This window comes from Streptomyces sp. NPDC001594 (assembly GCF_042893675.1).
In the GTDB taxonomy this organism is placed as follows: domain Bacteria; phylum Actinomycetota; class Actinomycetes; order Streptomycetales; family Streptomycetaceae; genus Streptomyces.
In genome coordinates this window covers 67,793-84,542 of the sequence record NZ_JBIAVB010000020.1, presented here as the reverse complement: position 1 = coordinate 84,542, position 16,750 = coordinate 67,793, and the positions used below count along the sequence as shown (strand labels likewise).

The window sequence follows — 16,750 nt, the reverse complement described above, 5'->3', positions numbered from 1 at the left end:
GGATAGTCGGGTGCGTGACGAAAAGGAATTCCTTCCCGGGGTGGACTGGCTGCGGTGCGGGGGAATGCGCAGGTAGAAGTCATGGTGGGCGATCATCGGATGATCCCGGTACTGGGCGCATCGGGTGACAGGGCGGGGGATTTCGTCAATCGTCCGGTGATCGCTGATATCAATTTCCCTGCGCTTGGATCCGAGCCGAATAACCCCTCCTTCAGGGTCGTGTGCCCATCGCTCCGGCCTGCCTCGAGAACGGAATCCGCATCATGGGAATCTCCTTCCGCAAGACCGTCGCCCTCGCCGCCCTGGCCCTGACGGCCTCCCTGCTGCCGGTGGGCCAGGCGGGCGCGGCCCCGCAGGCCGCCGTCCCCGGCCGGTACTGCCTCGCCAACGCCTGGGGGACCGCGAACGTCTCCTCCAAGCCCTGCGACTCCGCCGACCAGGGCCAGCACTGGGTGGTCTCGGGCAACCAGATCTCCCTGGCCGGGGCCCGCGCCTACTGTCTGGCCAACACCTGGAACAGCACGCAGGTCGGCACGAAGCCCTGCAACCCCAACGACCAGGGGCAGTACTGGAACGTCTCGAACCAGCAGATCGCCCTCACCTTCGCCCCGGCCTACTGCTTCGCCAACGCCTGGGGGACCCCGAACGTCTCCACGAAGCCGTGCGACCAGGCCGACCAGGGGCAGAAGTGGGTGGTCTTCAACGACCAGATCAGCCTGGCCCAGGGCTGATCCCAGGGGCGGCACGGCCCCGTCGCGGCCCGCTAGTCGTGGGAGCGGCGGGCCGAGCCGATGACGCAGTACGAGGTCGGGAGGGCCGGGCCGCGCTCCGGTAGCCGGAAGGAGCGGTGCGCGGTGATCCGGAACCCGGCGGCCTCGATCGCGGCGAGCGGGTCGCGGGCGGTGTGGCAGCCACCGAACAGGCGGGGCCACACCGTCCGGTCCAGCGCCCGCTGCACCGAGGCCATCCCGGGCCCGGGGGCGAGGCCGTGCTCCAGGAACCGCAGCTCGGCGTCCGGGCGCAGGACCCGGTGCAGTTCGCCGAGGGCGCGCGGCAGGTTCCGTACGGTGCACAGCACCAGCGAGGCGACGGCCGCGTCGAATGCCTCGCTCTTGACCGGGAGGGCCTCGGCCACACCTGGTACCAGGTCCACCGGCACTTCGGCACGCAGAGCGGCCGCCGCCGCGAGACGGCGCAGGGTGCGCTCGGGTTCCACCGCGACGACCTCGGAGACGGCGCGCGGGTAGTGCGCGAAGTTCAGGCCGTTGCCGGCCCCGATCTCGATGACCCGGCCGGACACCCCCCGCAGGAGCTCCTCGCGCAGTGCGCCGATCCCGGCGCGGTTCTCGGCGGCGGTGCTGGCGCGGGCGTAGAACCGCGCGAAGCAGGGGTGGTGGACCGGATCGGGGGGCTGGGCGGGCATGGGCGGCCTCCGGGCACGGGTCGGGGGCTGGCGGGGGACACTCGGGCGCACGTGTACCCCCCGCGTGTTCCCCGCCGGGCCGGGCCGTGAAACCGCCCGGCCGACGCCGGAGGTCCGACGCCGGAGGCCCGGCGCCGGCGGCCCGGGCCGGGGCCCGCCCCCGTCAGGCGGGCCAGGCGGCCAGGAAGGACTCCGCCGACCACGTCCCGTACAGGTCCGGGGCCAGCCAGCCCGGAGCGGCCGCGCGGAAGGCCGCCGGGGCCAGGGTGCCCGAGCCCTGCGGGACGGCGCCCAGCAGGGGCAGGCCGGAGACCTTCGGCAGGTCGGCCAGGTTGCACCGGGAAGCCAGGTCGGGGGAGTCGGGCCAGCTGCCCACCACCACCCCGAGCCCGTGCAGCCCCCGGGCGGTCAGCGCCTCCGCCGTCAGGGCCGTGGAGTTGAGGGTGCCCAGCCCCGCGGGGGCCACCACCAGCACCGGGGCCTCAAGCAGCCGTGCCACGTCGGCCAGGGTGTGGCCCTCCTCGTCGAAGCGGACCAGCAGCCCGCCCGCGCCCTCGACCAGCACCAGCTCGTGCGAACCGGCCAGCTCGGCGGCCGCCTCGGCGATCCGCGACGGAGCCAGGGTCGCCAGCCCGGAGCGCCGAGCGGCGGTGTCCGGGGCCAGCGGCTCGGGGTAGCGGGCCAGTTCCCGCGCGGTCACGGCCGGCCCGGCGAGGCGGACGGCTTCGGCCGCGTCGCCCGGCTCGTCCGGACCCACCCCGGTCTGCGCGGGCTTGAGCACCGCCACCGAGAGCCCGGCGGCCACCGCGGCCGCCGCGACGGCGGAGGTGACCACGGTCTTGCCGATTTCCGTGCCCGTACCGGACACGACGATCACGGACATCTCAGCCCTCCCGGGCCGCGGCGACGGCCGCGCGGCAGATGCGGGCGACATCGGCGTCGCCGGTGACGAACGGGGGCATCGTGTAGATCAGGTCGCGGAACGGGCGCAGCCACACGCCCTCCCGCACCGAGGCCCGGGTGGCGGCCCAGACGTCGACCGGGTGGTCGAGCTGGATCACGCCGATCGCGCCCAGCACCCGTACGTCCTTCACGCCCGGCTGCCCGGACGCCTCCGCGAGGCCCTCGCGCAGGCCGGCCTCGATCCGCTTGACCTCGCCCGCCCAGTCCTGGCCGAGCAGCAGGTCGACGGAGGCCAGGGACACGGCCGCGGCGAGCGGGTTGCCCATGAAGGTCGGCCCGTGCGCGAGCACCGGCACCTCGCCCCGCGAGATCCCGTCGGCGACCTTCTCCGTGCACAGGGTCGCGGCGAACGTGAGGTAGCCGCCCGTCAGGGACTTGCCCAGGCACATGACGTCCGGGGTGATCCCCGCGTGGTCCGCCGCGAACAGCGCGCCCGTGCGGCCGAAGCCCGTCGCGATCTCGTCCAGGACCAGCAGCACCCCGTACTCGTCGCACAGCTCCCGCAGCACCCGCAGGTAGCCCGGGTTGTGGAAGCGCATGCCGCCGGCGCCCTGCACCACCGGCTCCACGATCACCGCGGCCAGCTCGTCGGCGTGCGCGGCGACCAGGGAGCGCAGGTGATCGACGTACGCCGGATCCACGGGGGAGTCGAAGCCCCCGGGCGGCGCGTCCGCGAAGACCTGCCGGGGCAGGTGGCCCTGCCACAGCTCGTGCATGCCGCCCTCGGGATCGCAGACGGCCATCGGCTGCCAGGTGTCGCCGTGGTAGCCGCCGCGCCAGGTCAGCAGCCGGGTCTTGCCCGTCCGGCCCAGCGAACGCCAGTACTGCAGGCACATCTTGACGGCGACCTCGACCGACACCGAGCCGGAGTCGGCGAGGAAGACGTGCTCCAGCCCGGGCGGGGTGATCTCCACCAGCCGGGAGGCCAGCCGGACGGCGGGCTCGTGGGTGAGCCCGCCGAACATCACGTGCGACATCCGCCCCAGCTGGGCGGCGGCCGCCTCGTTGAGCACCGGGTGGTTGTAGCCGTGGATGGCCGACCACCAGGAGGACATCCCGTCGACCAGCTCCTCCCGCCCCTGCGCCGGGGCGGCGAGCCGCAGCCGGACCCCCGAGGCGGAGGAGACCACGAGGTTCTCCTGCCGCCCGGGCATCGGGCCGTACGGGTGCCAGACGTGCTGCCGGTCCAGGTCCAGCAGGCCCGCCGTGGACGAGGCGGGGTCGAGCGGGTCGTGCAGGGGGTACGGGTCACGCATTGGGGGCGAGATCCGTCCCCGCGCCGCGGCGGCGCACCGCCACGAGGTCCGGCCGTACCTCGCCGGGCTCGGCCTGGGCCGGGGCTTCGGCCGGGGCCTCGGCGTGGGCGTGCCCGGAGCAGCCGCCGCAGGCCGAACCGCAGCCGGGGGCCTCCGCGTCCGCGGCCGAGCCGCAGCCGCCGGCGCCCGCGGCCGACCCGCACACCCCGCCCGCGCGGGCCGCGGCCGCGGCCTCGGCGGCGTCGGCGCGGTGCGCGGGCAGGGTGGTGGTGCCCGCGCCCTCCACCTCGAAGCCGGCGTCCGCGATCATGTCGAGGTCGGCCTGGCCGGCCTGGCCCTCACTGGTGAGGTAGTCGCCGAGGAAGATGGAGTTGGCGATGTGCAGCGCGAGCGGCTGCATCGAGCGCAGGTGCACCTCGCGGCCGCCGGCGATCCGGACCTCCACGTCGGGGCAGACGAAGCGGACCATCGACAGGATCCGCAGGCAGCGCTGCGGGGTGAGGTTCCACTCCTTGGCCAGCGGGGTGCCCTCGAAGGGGATCAGGAAGTTGACCGGCACGGAGTCCGAGTCCAGCTCGCGCAGCGAGAAGACGACGTCGACCAGGTCCTCGTCGCTCTCGCCCATGCCGGCGATCAGGCCCGAGCAGGCCGACAGGCCCGCCGCGTGCGCCTTCTGCACGGTGTCGACGCGGTCCGCGTAGGTGTGCGTCTTGGTGATCTGCCCGTACGTGGCCTCGGAGGTGTTGAGGTTGTGGTTGTAGGCATCCGCACCCGCGTCGCGCAGCTTCTCGGCCTGGCCGTCGGAGAGCAGACCCAGACAGGCGCACACCTCCACGCCCTCGTTCTGCTCCTTGATGGCGGCGATCGTCTCGCCGACGCGGGCCACGTCGCGGTCGGTCGGACCGCGGCCGCTCGCCACGAGACACACCCGCTTGGCGCCGCCGGCGACGCCGGCCGCGGCGGCCTGGGAGGCCTCGTCCGGCTTCAGCCACGTGTACTTGAGGATCTCGGCCTTCGAGCCCAGGCGCTGGGAGCAGTACGAGCAGTCCTCGGGGCAGAGCCCCGACTTCAGGTTGACCAGGTAGTTCAGCTTGACGCGACGCCCGAACCACTGGCGGCGCACCTTGCCGGCAGCGGCCACCACGTCGAGCAGTTCGTCGTCGGAGGTCGCCAGTACGGCGAGCGCCTCTTCGCGGGTCGGCAGCTCGCGCCGCAGCCCCTTGTCCACCAGGGTGTTCAGCAGGTCCATGAGCCCGATCCTGTCCCACGCGACCACTCCCGGCCAAGGAGAGATCGGACAACATGGCCGGAAGGGAGTGTGTGGATCGCCACACCGGCCCCGCGGGTCACGTCCGGATAGGGTCGAGCAGATCTGTCGACTGCCGACAAAACGCGAGACGCATCGCGAGACGCGACACGAGGACCGCCGATGACCCAGCCCAGCCCGCAGCCCGAGGACGTCTTCGCCTGGATCGACGGCGCGGAGCGGCGGCGCGAGGAGGCGGGACTGGTGCGGACCCTGCGCCCGCGCCCGTCCGACTCGCCCCTCCTGGACCTCGCGAGCAACGACTACCTCGGTCTCTCCCGCCACCCTGAGACCGTCCGCGGTGCCTGCGGGGCGGCCGAGCGCTGGGGCGCGGGTGCCACCGGATCGCGGCTGGTCACGGGGACGACCGAGCTGCACACCGAGCTGGAGCGGGAGTTGGCCGCTTTCGCGGGGTTCGAGGCTGCTCTGGTGCTTTCGTCCGGTTATGCCGCGAACCTCGCGGCGGTGACCGCGCTGAGCGGCCGGGGCACCCTGGTCGTCTCCGACTCCGGGAACCACGCCTCGATCGTCGACGGCTGCCGGCTCTCCCGGGCCGAGGTCGAGGTGACCCCGCACGGGGACGTCGAGCAGGTCCGCAAGACCCTCGCCGGGCACGCCGGCCGAACCCTGCTGGTGACCGACTCGGTGTTCTCCGTCGACGGGGACGCCGCCCCGCTCGCCGCCTACGCCGCCGCCTGCCGGGAGGCCGGCGCGGCCCTCATCGTGGACGACGCGCACGGGCTCGGGGTGCTGGGCGAGGGGGGTCGGGGCGCCCTGCACGCCGCCGGGCTCGCGGGTGCGCCGGGGGTGGTCGCGACGATGACCCTCTCGAAGTCGCTGGGCAGCCAGGGCGGAGCGGTCCTGGGGCCGGCCAAGGTGATCCGGCACCTGGTCAACACCGCGCGGGCGTTCATCTTCGACACCGGGCTCGCCCCGGCCGCCGCGGGCGCGGCGCTGGCGAGCCTGCGGCTGCTGGAGCGGGAGCCGCAGCGCGCGGCACGGGTCCGGGAGGTGGCCGCCGAGCTGTACGGACGGCTCACCGCGTCCGGCCTGACCGCGGCCAGGCCGGACGCGGCCGTCGTGTCGGTACGGGCCCCGTCGGCCGCGGCGGCACTGCGCTGGGCCGCCGACTGCCGCGAGGCGGGACTGTCCGTGGGGTGCTTCCGTCCGCCGTCGGTGCCGGACGGCATCTCCCGGCTGCGGCTGACGGCTCGGGCGGATCTCACGGGGGACGAGATCGGCCGGGCCGTCGGGACGGTCCTGCGGACCGCTCCGGCCGGGGCCACGGAAACGGAACCGGTTCAGCGGTAGGACGTCATACGGGCACGTCCGTCCGCACGGAGGCGAGGAAGCCGTCCCAGGCCGGCCCGGTGAAGAGCACGGCCGGGCCGTCCGTCCGCTTGGAGTCGCGGACGGCCAGCAGGCCGCCGTCGAGGGCGGCCGCTTCCACGCAGTTGTTCATTCCGGTGCTGCGGCTGCTCCGCCGCCAGCGCGCGCTGCTCAGAAGTCCGCCGGTGGATAAGGGGGTTGCGGACACGGGGGGTGCCTCCTTACGCGTCCTCAGCGAGTGAGCTGATGAGGTCCGACGAGTCACGGGGCGAAAGGGCGTGCGCCTGGATGGTGCGGAACGCGGCGCTGTACGCCTCAAGGTCTTCCTTCCGCTCCAGATAGAGGCTACTCGTCAAATGGTCGAGCACCACCACATCCAGATCGGCGATGTTCGGAAATGAGAAGATGACGAACGGTCCGGTCAGGCCGAGATGGCCCCCCACGGTGAACGGCAGCACCTGGAGGTGCACTTGGGGCAGCCGTGCCACCTCCACCAGGTGCCGCAGCTGCTCCCGCATCACCCCCGGGCCGCCGATCTGCCGCCGCAGCACCGCCTCGTCCAGGACGGCGCTCAGCTCCAGCGGGGGATCCGCCCGCAGCACCGCCTGCCGGGCCAGCCGCACGTCGACCAGCGCGTCCACCTTCGGCTCCGGCAGCCCGCCCAGCGCGGCCCGGGTCACGGCCCGGGCGTACTCCGCGGTCTGCAACAGGCCGGGCACCACCGAGAGTTCCACCGTCCGGGCCGAGCGGGCCCCCGCCTCCAGGCTGATGAAGTCCCGGTACTCCTGCGGCAGCAGGCCCCCGGTAGTCGTGCCACCACTGCCGCCCGCGCGCCTCCTCGCCGCCCGCCGCGGGTCCGGCCGCCGACGCGCCCAGGGCCTCCAGCAGGGCGCGTTGCTGCGGGCTCACCACGTCCCCGTAGGCGTTCAGCAGCAGCCGGATGTCCTGCGTCTTCACGCCACTGCGGCCCGTCTCGATCCGGCTGACCTTCGACTGGTGCCAGCCGACGATGCGGGCCACCTCGCCGCTCGTGAGCCCGGTCCGGTCGCGCAGCGCGCGCAGTTCCTCGCCGAGCTTGCGCCGGCGCACCGCGGGACCGTGCTGCATACCCGCCCTCCTTCCACCGGCATGGACCGCACCAGTCTGCCGTCCAAATACGCTTTTCCGTAGCAGAGTTCACCGCATTGAGCGACAGATATATGCATATCTTGGGGGAATGGCGGAAACGGCGGCAGGATGGGTGGCACTCTGGCGCTCAGCGCAGATCCGGGGCGGCTCCGTCCCGGTGGGAAAGGGACGTCGCCATGGCAGATCAGCTGGAAGCATCCGTCACCCTGCCGAGCGACCCGGTCTCGGTGGCCGCCGCCCGCCGCTACGCGGCGCGGGTGCTGAGCGACTGGGGACTCCCCGAGGACGCCGACACCGCCGACACCGTACGGCTGGTCGTCTCGGAGCTCGCGACCAACTCCGTGCAGCACACCTTCGGGCAGTCGCCCACCTTCACCGTCGACCTGCGCCTGGAGCGCGAGGAGTGGCTGCGCGTCGGCGTGACCGACAGCCACCCGCGCTGGCCCAAGCGGCTGCCCGCCGCCGTCCAGCAGGACAACGGCCGGGGCATGGTCATCATCCGGTGGCTGGCGGCGGAGGCCGGCGGCCGGCTGTCGGTCAGCCCCACCGAGGACGGGGGCAAGACCGTGTGGCTCGCCCTGCCCTGGCCGGCCGGCGCGGCCGCCGCCGCGGGGGCCGTTCGCGGCCGTTGAACCGGAGGAACCGGCGATCGTATGACGAAGTCGGCGCCGCACCCGCCGACGGGATGAACCGGGTCCCTCCCGGAAACGTGGGTTAACGCGGCGGAAAAGTGTCGCCCCTAGGGTGTGCCGGGCGGCCCTTCGCCAATGGCCGCCCATGGACCGGTAAAGCGTCGGTGATCGGGATGGAAAGCCTCGCTCTGCGTTGGGCAAGACATGCTTGGCATGGATATGCGCAGGTCAACAAAGTGTTGACGACCGGTACGGTTCGCCACGGCGCGATGAGATCTTGTCCCGGAAGCTTGGTGATACAGGTGCAGTTGACACCACACGAACAAGAGAGACTGCTGATCCACGTCGCCGCCGACGTGGCCGAGAAGCGCAGGGCGCGCGGGGTCCTCCTCAACCACCCCGAGGCCATCGCCCTGATCACCTCCCACCTCCTCGAAGGCGCCCGCGACGGCCGGACCGTCGCCGAGCTCATGGACTCCGGCCGCAAGGTGCTCAGCCGCGCCGAGGTGATGGAGGGGATCCCCGAGATGATCCACGACGTGCAGGTCGAGGCGACCTTCCCCGACGGCACCAAGCTCGTCACCGTCCACGACCCGATCGTCTGAAGAGGGCCATTCCGATGATCCCCGGCGAAATCGCCTTCGGGGACGGTCCGGTGCGCCTCAACGAGGGCCGCCCCGTCACCCGCCTCACCGTGCTCAACGCCGCCGACCGGCCCGTCCAGGTCGGCTCCCACTACCACTTCGCCGAAGCCAACCCCGGCCTCGACTTCGACCGGCAGGCCGCCCGCGGCCTGCGCCTGAACATCGCCGCCGGCACCGCCGTCCGCTTCGAGCCGGGCATCCCGGTCGCCGTGGAACTCGTGCCGCTCGGCGGACTGCGCACCGTGCCCGGGCTGCGCGGGGAGACCGGAGGACCCCTCGATGGCTGAGATCTCGCGCCAGGCGTACGCCGACCTCTTCGGCCCCACCCGGGGCGACCGGATCCGGCTCGCCGACACCGACCTCTTCGTCGAGATCGAGCAGGACCTCAGCGGAGGCCCCGGCCACTCCGGGGACGAGGCCGTCTTCGGCGGCGGCAAGGTCATCCGCGAGTCCATGGGGCAGGCCCGCACCACCCGCGCCGAAGGCGCCCCCGACACGGTGATCACCGGCGTGGTCGTCCTCGACCACTGGGGCATCGTCAAGGCCGACGTCGGCATCCGCGACGGCCGCATCTGCGGCATCGGCAAGGCCGGCAACCCCGACACCATGGACGGGGTGGACCCCGCCCTCGTCATCGGGCCCGAGACCGAGATCATCGCCGGGAACGGCAAGATCGTCACCGCCGGCGCCATCGACACCCACATCCACTTCATCTCGCCGACCGTCGTCGACGAGGCCCTCGCCTCCGGCATCACCACCCTCGTCGGCGGCGGCACCGGCCCCGCCGAGGGCTCCAAGGCCACCACCGTCACCCCCGGCCCCTGGCACCTGGCCCGGATGTTCGCGGCGCTGGAGCACTACCCCGTCAACATCGGCCTGCTCGGCAAGGGCAACACCATGTCCCGCGAGGGCATGTACTCCCAGCTGCGCGGCGGCGCCCTCGGATTCAAGATCCACGAGGACTGGGGGGCCACCCCCGCCGTCATCGACGCCTGCCTGACAGTCGCCGACGAGACCGGAACCCAGGTCGTCATCCACACCGACACCCTCAACGAGGCCGGCTTCGTGGGCGACACCCTCGCGGCCATCGCCGGGCGGACCATCCACTCGTACCACACCGAGGGCGCGGGCGGCGGCCACGCCCCCGACATCATCACCGTGGTCTCCGAGCCCAACATCCTGCCCAGCTCCACCAACCCCACGCGGCCGCACACCGTCAACACCGTCGAGGAACACCTCGACATGCTGATGGTCTGCCACCACCTCAACCCGGCCGTCCCCGAGGACCTCGCCTTCGCCGAGTCCCGGATCCGCCCCTCCACCATCGCCGCCGAGGACGTCCTGCACGACCTCGGCGCCATCTCCATCATCTCCTCCGACTCCCAGGCCATGGGCCGGGTCGGCGAGGTCGTGCTGCGCACCTGGCAGACCGCCCACGTGATGAAGAAGCGGCGCGGCTTCCTGCCCGGAGACGGCCCGGCCGACAACCACCGGGCCCGCCGCTACGTCGCCAAGTACACGATCAACCCGGCCGTGGCCCAGGGCCTCGCCCGCGAGATCGGCTCCGTCGAGGTGGGCAAGCTCGCCGACCTGGTCCTGTGGAACCCGGCCTTCTTCGGCGTCAAGCCCGAGGTCGTCGTCAAGGGCGGCCAGATCGCGTACGCGCAGATGGGCGACGCCAACGCCTCCATCCCCACCCCCCAGCCGGTGCTGCCCCGGCCCATGTACGGAGCCATCGGCCGTGCCCCCGGCCTGAACTCGCTCAACTTCACCTCGCAGGCCGCCCTCGACGACCACCTGCCCGAACGGCTCGGGCTCACCAAGCAGTTCACGGCCATCGAGAGCACCCGCAAGACGAGCAAGACGGACATGCGCAACAACGACGCCATGCCGAGGGTCGAGGTCGACGCCGACACCTTCACCGTCAGCATCGACGGCGAGGTCGTGGAACCGGCCCCCGCCGCGGAGCTGCCCATGGCCCAGCGCTACTTCCTCTTCTGATGGAGGACCGCTCCCGATGAGCCTCGCCGCGCTGCTCGTCCTCGCGGACGGCCGCTTCCCCGCCGGAGGGCACGCCCACTCCGGCGGGGCGGAGGCCGCCTGCAAGGCGGGCCGGATCCACGACGCCGCCAGCCTCGCCCAGTTCTGCCGCGGCCGGCTGCACACCGCCGGGCTCACCGCCGCCGCCCTCGCGGCGGCGGCCGCCCTCGGCCTCGACCCGGCGGAACTCGACGCCGCCGCCGACGCCCGCACCCCCTCGCCCGCGCTGCGCGCCGCCGCCCGCCGGCTCGGCCGGCAGCTGATGCGGGCCGCCCGGGCCACCTGGCCCGCCCCCGAACTCGACGCGCTGGCCGCCGCCTTCCCACGCGGGGCGCACCAGCCCGTGGTGCTCGGCCTCACCGCCCGGGCCGCCGGGCTCGGGGCGCTGGACGCCGCGCACGTGGCGGCGTACGAGAGCGTCAGCGGTCCGGCCACCGCCACCGTACGGCTGCTGGGCCTCGACCCCTTCGAGGCGAGCGCCGTCCTGGCCGGCCTGGCCCCCGAACTCGACGCCGTCTGCGCCCGCGCCGCCGAGGCCGCGCTGCTCGCCCGCGACCAGGGCACGGACGCGCTGCCCGCGGCCTCGTCCCCGCTGCTGGAGATCGCGGCGGAGGCCCATGCCGACTGGGCGGTACGCCTCTTCGCCTCCTGAGCGGGGCACCCCCCACCAGACCATCCCCAAGGAGAACCGCCGTGCACCTCGACCACGATGTTTCGTATCCCCACCGGCACACCCACAGCGCCGCCCCCCTGCGCGCCGACGGCACCCGCCGCGCCCTGCGGATCGGCCTCGGCGGACCCGTCGGCTCCGGCAAGACCGCCACCGTCGCCGCCCTCTGCCGGGTCCTGCGCACCGACCTGTCCATGGCCGTCGTCACCAACGACATCTACACCCGCGAGGACGCCGAGTTCCTGCTCCGCGAGGCGGTCCTGCCCCCCGAGCGGATCAGCGCGGTGGAGACCGGCGCCTGCCCGCACACCGCCATCCGCGACGACATCTCCGCCAACCTGGAGGCCGTCGAGGAACTGGAGGAGACGGTCGGCCCCCTCGACCTGATCCTCGTGGAGTCCGGCGGCGACAACCTGACCGCCACCTTCTCCCGAGGCCTGGTCGACGCCCAGATCTTCGTCATCGACGTGGCCGGCGGCGACGACATCCCGCGCAAGGGCGGCCCCGGCGTCACCACCGCCGACCTGCTCGTCGTCAACAAGACCGACCTCGCCCCGTACGTCGGCTCCGACCTGGAGCGGATGGCCCGCGACGCCGCCGAGCAGCGCGGCGACCTGCCCGTCGCCTTCCAGTCCCTGCGCGGCGCCGAGGGCGTGGCCCCGGTGGCCGCCTGGGTCCGCGAGCGCCTCGCCGCCTGGGCCGTACGGTGACCAGCGCGCCCCCCGCCGAGGCGGCCGCCGTCCCGTCCCCGGCCGGGCTGCGGGCCACCGCCCGCATCGCCGCCGCCGCCGACGGGCGCGGCGGCACCGCCCTGCCCCTGCTGGCCGGGGAAGGGCCGCTCGCCCTGCGCCGGGTCCGCAGCGAGGGCCCCGAGGCCGGCGTGATGCTGGTCGGCGCGATGAGCGCCCCGCTCGGCGGCGACCACCTCGCGGTTGAGGCCGACGCGGGCCCGGGCGCCCGGCTCGACCTGCGCTCGGCGGCCGCCACCCTGGCCCTGCCCGGCCGGGGCGGGGAGAGCGCGCGCTACGACGTACGGCTGGCTCTGGCCGAGGAGTCGGCGGTGCGCTGGCTGCCGGAGCCGCTGGTCTCGGTGCGCGGCAGCGACCTGCGGGTCTCCACCCGCGCCGAACTGGCCCCTTCCGCCCGCCTGATGCTGCGCGAGGAGCAGGTGCTCGGACGCACCGGCGAGGCCCCCGGCCTGCTGCGCAGCCGGCTCACCGTCACCCGGGGCGGCCGCCCGCTGCTGGACCAGGAGCTCTCGTGCGGACCCGGCGCCCCGGGCGGCTGGGACGGCCCGGCGGGCCTCGCCGGACACCGGACGCTGGGCCAGCTCCTGGTCGTGGACCCCCGGTTCGAGCAGGATCCGCCGCGGGCGGCGGTGCTCGGGGAGTTCGCGGCGGTCACGCCGCTGGCCGGTCCCGCCGTGCTGGTGACGGCGCTGGCCCCGGACGCGCTGCGGCTGCGCGAGCTGCTGGAGGAGGCGGCCCGGACGTACGGCTGGTAACCGCCGTACGGATGCGGGGCGAAAGGGACACCGCTCAGCGGTACACCCCTTCCCGGTTATCGGGTTGGCAAAGAACTCGACCTCGGTCTGTTGCCAGGTACCCGTCAGGCGAAAGGATCCCCCTGACCCAACCCGGCCGCCTCGCGCGGCACATGACCAGGGGGATCAACCACGTGATTCGCAACGCGACGCTGGGCAGCGCCGCCACTCTCATCACCGGCGCGCTGGCGGCGGGTCTGCTGCTCGCGCCGTCCGCCTCGGCGGCTCCGACCAACAGGGACAACGGCGCAGCCGAGGCCGTCGGCGCCCAGATCGCCGCCGCCCGCGCCGCGCGCACCGGCATCGACTGGAAGGACTGCCCGGCCGACTGGGGCTTCGAGAAGCCGATCCAGTGCGGATGGGTGAAGGTCCCGCTCGACTACTCCAAGCCCTTCGGCAAGACGATCGACATCGCCGTCGACCGCGCCGTCAGCACGGGCACCAAGGACGAGCGCCAGGGCGCCCTCATCTACAACCCGGGCGGCCCGGGCGGTTCCGGCATGCGCTTCCCGCGCCGGATCACCACCAAGAGCCCGCTGTGGGTCAACACCTCCAAGGCGTACGACTTCGTGGGCTTCGACCCCCGCGGCGTCGGCCACTCCGCGCCCATCTCCTGCATCGACCCGCAGGAGTTCGTGAAGGCCCCCAAGGCCGACCCGGTCCCGTCGAGCGAGGCCGACAAGAGCGCCCAGCGCAAGCTCGCCGCCGAGTACGCGGACGGCTGCAAGGAGCGCAGCGGCGAGATGCTGCCGCACATGACCACCCCCAACACCGCGCGCGACCTGGACGTCATCCGGGCCGCCCTCGGCGAGAAGAAGATCAACTACCTCGGCGTCTCCTACGGCACCTACCTGGGCGGGGTCTACGCGACCCTGTTCCCGGGCCACGTGCGCCGCATGATCGTCGACTCGGTGGTCAACCCGGACACCGACAACATCTGGTACCAGGCCAACCTGGAGCAGGACGTCGCGTTCCAGACCCGCTGGAACGACTGGCAGGACTGGGTCGCCAAGTACGACTCCACCTTCCACCTCGGCGACACCCGCGCCAAGGTCGAGGCCAAGTACCAGCAGCTGCGCGCGCAGGCCAAGGCCAAGCCGCTCGGCGGCGTGGTCGGCCCGAACGAGCTCATCGGCTTCTTCCAGGGCGCCCCGTACTACGACTCCTCGTGGGTCCCGGTCGCGCAGGCCTTCAGCGCCTGGGCCGCCGGTGACGAGAAGCCGCTGATCGACGCCATCGCCCCGGACATGTCCGACACCAAGGGCAACGCGGCGTCCGAGAACAGCAACGCCGTCTACACCGCGGTGGAGTGCGCCGACGCCAAGTGGCCGACCAGCTGGGCCAAGTGGGACCGGGACAACACCGAGCTGAACAAGAAGTACCCGTTCCTCACCTGGTCGAACGCCTGGATGAACCTGCCCTGCGCGACCTGGAAGTCCAAGCAGAGCACCCCGATCCAGGTCGGCGCGAAGAACATCGCCCCGGTCCTGATCGTCCAGTCCGAGCGTGACGCGGCCACCCCGTACCAGGGCGGCGTCGAGCTGCACCGCCGCCTGGCGGGCTCGCGCCTGATCACCGAGCAGAACGCCGGCTCGCACGGCGTCACCAGCCTGGTGAACCCCTGCATCAACACGCGGGTGGACGCCTACCTGCTGACCGGCAAGGTCGACGCCACGGACGTGAAGTGCGGCCCGCACGCCACTCCGGTGCCGCCGGCCCCGGCCGCCGCGAAGTCCCTCGCCCAGGCCCCGGCCTCGGAGCAGGTCAAGCAGGAGGAGCTCCCGGCCGTCCGCTAGGACCCCGGGAACGCCGGTGAACGGGAGGAGGCTCAGCGCTTCGTGCGCCGGGCCTTCTTCCGTTCCTCCTCTTCCTCGGCCTTGACCTCGGCCGCGTACCGGTCGACGTACTCCTGGCCGGAGAGGTTCAGGATCGCGTACATGATCTCGTCGGTCACGGCGCGCAGCACCGCCCGCTCGCCCTCCATCCCGGCGTACCGCGAGAACTCCAGCGGGGCCCCGAAGCGGATCGTGACCCGGCGGATCTTCGGGAGGGTCTGGCCGGGCGGCTGGATCTCGAAGGTGCCCAGCATCGCGCACGGGACGACCGGCACCCCGGCCCCCAGGGCCATCGCCGCCACCCCGACCTTGCCCTTGTAGAGCCGCCCGTCGTGCGAGCGCGTCCCCTCCGGGTAGATGCCGAGCAGCTCGCCCTTGGCCAGCACCCCGAGCCCCTCGCGCAGCGCCGCCTGCCCGGCGTCCTTGCCGGAGCGGTCCACCGGGATCTGCCCGGCGCTGCGGAAGAAGGCCGCGGTCAGCCGGCCCTTGAGCCCCGGCCCGGTGAAGTACTCGGCCTTCGCCAGGAAGGTGATCCGGCGCCGGAGGATCGCGGGCATCAGGAAGTGGTCGGAGAAGGACAGGTGGTTGCCCGCGACGATCGCGGCCCCCTCGTCGGGGATGTTCTCCAGGCCCTCGATCCGCGGCCGGAACAGCAGCCGCAGCAGCGGACCGAGCAGCACGTGCTTGAGCAGGTGGTAGAACACCCGGTGCTTCCCTTCACCCGACGGTCGGACCACGGACGGATCAGGATCAGCCATGCGGTGGCGAGGAGCGGGCCCGCGCGGGCCCGGGCGGGTGTCAGGAGCCTCGGGAGGCGGCCAGGCCCAGGGTCAGCAGCCCCAGCACCACCCAGCCGAACCACAGCCAGCCGTTGCTGCCGAGGGCCACGGAGTACGTGGAGACGGCCACCAGGGCGGCGAAGGTCGTGACGGCCATCGCCTTAACGGATCCGGTCATGCCCCATGGTGGCGCGCCGAGCGGCTCCGGCGCTACTGGCCGCGCCCTTGCAGTGAGGCGAGATAGGCGTTGTACGCCTCCAGCTCCTTGTCGCCGTCCCGGTCCGCGGCCCGGTCCGAGCGCTTCGCCGCCCGCTGCTCGGAGTGGTACCACTGGTAGACCAGGGCGATCAGCACGAGCACCGAGGGGATCTCGCTGAAGGCCCAGGCGATGCCGCCGCCCCAGTGCTGGTCGTCGAGCGGGTCGATGCCCAGGGAGGCCGGCGGGTTCGCGTACGTCTTGATCATCGGCTCGCTCGCCATCATCAGGGCGATGCCGAAGAAGGCGTGGAAGGGCATGCCCGCGAAGAGCTCCAGCATCCGCATCACGTAGCCGGGGCGGTGCGGGCCCGGGTCCACGCCCATGATCGGCCAGAAGAAGATCAGGCCGACGGCGAGGAAATGGACCATCATGCCGATGTGCCCGGCCCTGCTCTGCATCAGGAAGTCGAACAGCGGGGTGAAGTACAGGGCGTACAGGCTGGCGATGAACATCGGGATGGTGAAGGCCGGGTGCGTGACGATCCGCATGTACCGGCTGTGCAGCAGCATCAGGAGCAGCTCGCGCGGGCCCTTGCTGCCCCGGGCGGCGGGCGGGAGCGCGCGCAGGGCGAGGGTCACCGGGGCGCCGAGCAGCACCAGGATGGGGGTGACCATGCTGATCACCATGTGCTGGATCATGTGCACGCTGAACATGACCATGCCGTAGTCGTTCAGCTTGGTGCACATCACCAGCATCACCGTCAGCACGCCGGCGGCGAAGGCGACCGTCCGGCCGAGCGGCCATGCGTCCCCGCGCCGGCGCAGCCGCACCACGCCCCAGCCGTACAGGGCGAGCGCGATCAGGGAGCCGAAGAGGAAGAACGCGTCGAAGGAGAACTCCAGACCGCGTCCGAGGGTGAACGGCGGCAGGTCCATGTTCATGTCCATATCCATGTTCATGTCCATGCCGTGACCGCTGTGGTCCATCTGTTCACTCCCTTGAC

The 16,750-nt window shown here is 72.9% G+C and carries 18 protein-coding genes and 1 pseudogene; 10 read left to right on the top strand and 9 right to left on the bottom strand.

All coding sequences use genetic code 11. From position 1 onward, the window contains the following. The first annotated feature begins 263 nt into the window (after positions 1–263). A complete protein-coding gene (locus ACFY0O_RS32175) occupies positions 264–731 on the top strand; it encodes a ricin-type beta-trefoil lectin domain protein (RefSeq protein WP_388953267.1) in 468 nt (155 codons plus the stop codon). 32 nt (positions 732–763) lie between these two features. Here ACFY0O_RS32175 and ACFY0O_RS32170 read toward each other — a convergent pair whose 3' ends face one another. The 4 genes from ACFY0O_RS32170 to bioB form a co-directional block, all read right to left on the bottom strand. Next, positions 764–1,423 carry a class I SAM-dependent methyltransferase gene (locus ACFY0O_RS32170; RefSeq protein ID WP_388953265.1) on the bottom strand — a complete coding sequence of 220 codons (660 nt, stop codon included), beginning with the start codon at positions 1,421–1,423 and terminating at the stop codon, positions 764–766. A 163-nt stretch (positions 1,424–1,586) separates the two neighbouring features. Next, positions 1,587–2,306 (bottom strand): dethiobiotin synthase, encoded by a 720-nt coding sequence (gene bioD, locus ACFY0O_RS32165; RefSeq protein ID WP_388953263.1) that lies wholly within the window; start codon positions 2,304–2,306, stop codon positions 1,587–1,589. A gap of 1 nt (position 2,307) precedes the next feature. Then, positions 2,308–3,642: an adenosylmethionine--8-amino-7-oxononanoate transaminase gene (locus tag ACFY0O_RS32160; protein WP_388953260.1), complete on the bottom strand. Its 1,335-nt coding sequence runs from the start codon at positions 3,640–3,642 to the stop codon at positions 2,308–2,310. After that, positions 3,635–4,891: a biotin synthase BioB gene (bioB, locus tag ACFY0O_RS32155; RefSeq protein ID WP_388953257.1), complete on the bottom strand. Its 1,257-nt coding sequence runs from the start codon at positions 4,889–4,891 to the stop codon at positions 3,635–3,637. Before bioB ends, ACFY0O_RS32160 begins: the two co-directional genes overlap by 8 nt. Positions 4,892–5,071: 180 nt before the next feature. On the opposite strand from bioB, the gene ACFY0O_RS32150 reads away from it, so the two are divergent. Then, positions 5,072–6,259, top strand: coding sequence for an 8-amino-7-oxononanoate synthase (locus ACFY0O_RS32150; protein ID WP_388953254.1), 1,188 nt, complete (start codon positions 5,072–5,074; stop codon positions 6,257–6,259). Between the two features lie 4 nt (positions 6,260–6,263). Here ACFY0O_RS32150 and ACFY0O_RS32145 read toward each other — a convergent pair whose 3' ends face one another. Both ACFY0O_RS32145 and ACFY0O_RS32140 read right to left on the bottom strand, forming a co-directional pair. Next, complete coding sequence (locus tag ACFY0O_RS32145) at positions 6,264–6,485, bottom strand: DUF397 domain-containing protein (protein ID WP_388953252.1); 222 nt, start codon at positions 6,483–6,485, stop codon at positions 6,264–6,266. A 13-nt stretch (positions 6,486–6,498) separates the two neighbouring features. Further along, positions 6,499–7,384: pseudogene (locus ACFY0O_RS32140) on the bottom strand (helix-turn-helix domain-containing protein). 197 nt (positions 7,385–7,581) lie between these two features. On the opposite strand from ACFY0O_RS32140, the gene ACFY0O_RS32135 reads away from it, so the two are divergent. From ACFY0O_RS32135 to ACFY0O_RS32100, 8 genes are all read left to right on the top strand, one after another. Then, entirely contained in the window at positions 7,582–8,037 is a 456-nt protein-coding gene (locus ACFY0O_RS32135; protein WP_388953251.1) for an ATP-binding protein, read from the top strand. Between the two features lie 302 nt (positions 8,038–8,339). Beyond that, positions 8,340–8,642 (top strand): urease subunit gamma, encoded by a 303-nt coding sequence (locus ACFY0O_RS32130; RefSeq protein WP_388953248.1) that lies wholly within the window; start codon positions 8,340–8,342, stop codon positions 8,640–8,642. 14 nt (positions 8,643–8,656) lie between these two features. Then, on the top strand, positions 8,657–8,968 hold the full coding sequence (locus ACFY0O_RS32125) for an urease subunit beta (RefSeq protein ID WP_100865164.1): 312 nt from the start codon (positions 8,657–8,659) through the stop codon (positions 8,966–8,968). Continuing rightward, positions 8,961–10,682 carry an urease subunit alpha gene (locus ACFY0O_RS32120; RefSeq protein WP_388953244.1) on the top strand — a complete coding sequence of 574 codons (1,722 nt, stop codon included), beginning with the start codon at positions 8,961–8,963 and terminating at the stop codon, positions 10,680–10,682. The genes ACFY0O_RS32125 and ACFY0O_RS32120 overlap by 8 nt, the downstream gene beginning before the upstream one ends. A gap of 16 nt (positions 10,683–10,698) precedes the next feature. Then, complete coding sequence (locus ACFY0O_RS32115; protein ID WP_388953241.1) at positions 10,699–11,373, top strand: urease accessory protein UreF; 675 nt, start codon at positions 10,699–10,701, stop codon at positions 11,371–11,373. Between the two features lie 41 nt (positions 11,374–11,414). Beyond that, a complete protein-coding gene (ureG, locus tag ACFY0O_RS32110) occupies positions 11,415–12,101 on the top strand; it encodes an urease accessory protein UreG (RefSeq protein WP_388953238.1) in 687 nt (228 codons plus the stop codon). Then, positions 12,098–12,895, top strand: a complete 798-nt coding sequence (locus ACFY0O_RS32105) for an urease accessory protein UreD (RefSeq protein ID WP_388953235.1) — start codon at positions 12,098–12,100, stop codon at positions 12,893–12,895. Before ureG ends, ACFY0O_RS32105 begins: the two co-directional genes overlap by 4 nt. Positions 12,896–13,068: 173 nt before the next feature. Further along, positions 13,069–14,730: an alpha/beta hydrolase gene (locus ACFY0O_RS32100; protein ID WP_388953233.1), complete on the top strand. Its 1,662-nt coding sequence runs from the start codon at positions 13,069–13,071 to the stop codon at positions 14,728–14,730. A gap of 32 nt (positions 14,731–14,762) precedes the next feature. Here the strand turns inward: ACFY0O_RS32100 and ACFY0O_RS32095 are convergent, their stop codons facing one another. From ACFY0O_RS32095 to ACFY0O_RS32085, 3 genes are all read right to left on the bottom strand, one after another. Further along, positions 14,763–15,473, bottom strand: a complete 711-nt coding sequence (locus ACFY0O_RS32095) for a lysophospholipid acyltransferase family protein (protein WP_358899236.1) — start codon at positions 15,471–15,473, stop codon at positions 14,763–14,765. A 94-nt stretch (positions 15,474–15,567) separates the two neighbouring features. Further along, positions 15,568–15,726 carry a hypothetical protein gene (locus ACFY0O_RS32090; RefSeq protein WP_167747570.1) on the bottom strand — a complete coding sequence of 53 codons (159 nt, stop codon included), beginning with the start codon at positions 15,724–15,726 and terminating at the stop codon, positions 15,568–15,570. 32 nt (positions 15,727–15,758) lie between these two features. Beyond that, entirely contained in the window at positions 15,759–16,733 is a 975-nt protein-coding gene (locus ACFY0O_RS32085) for a cytochrome c oxidase assembly protein (RefSeq protein WP_388953229.1), read from the bottom strand. Positions 16,734–16,750: the final 17 nt, after the last annotated feature.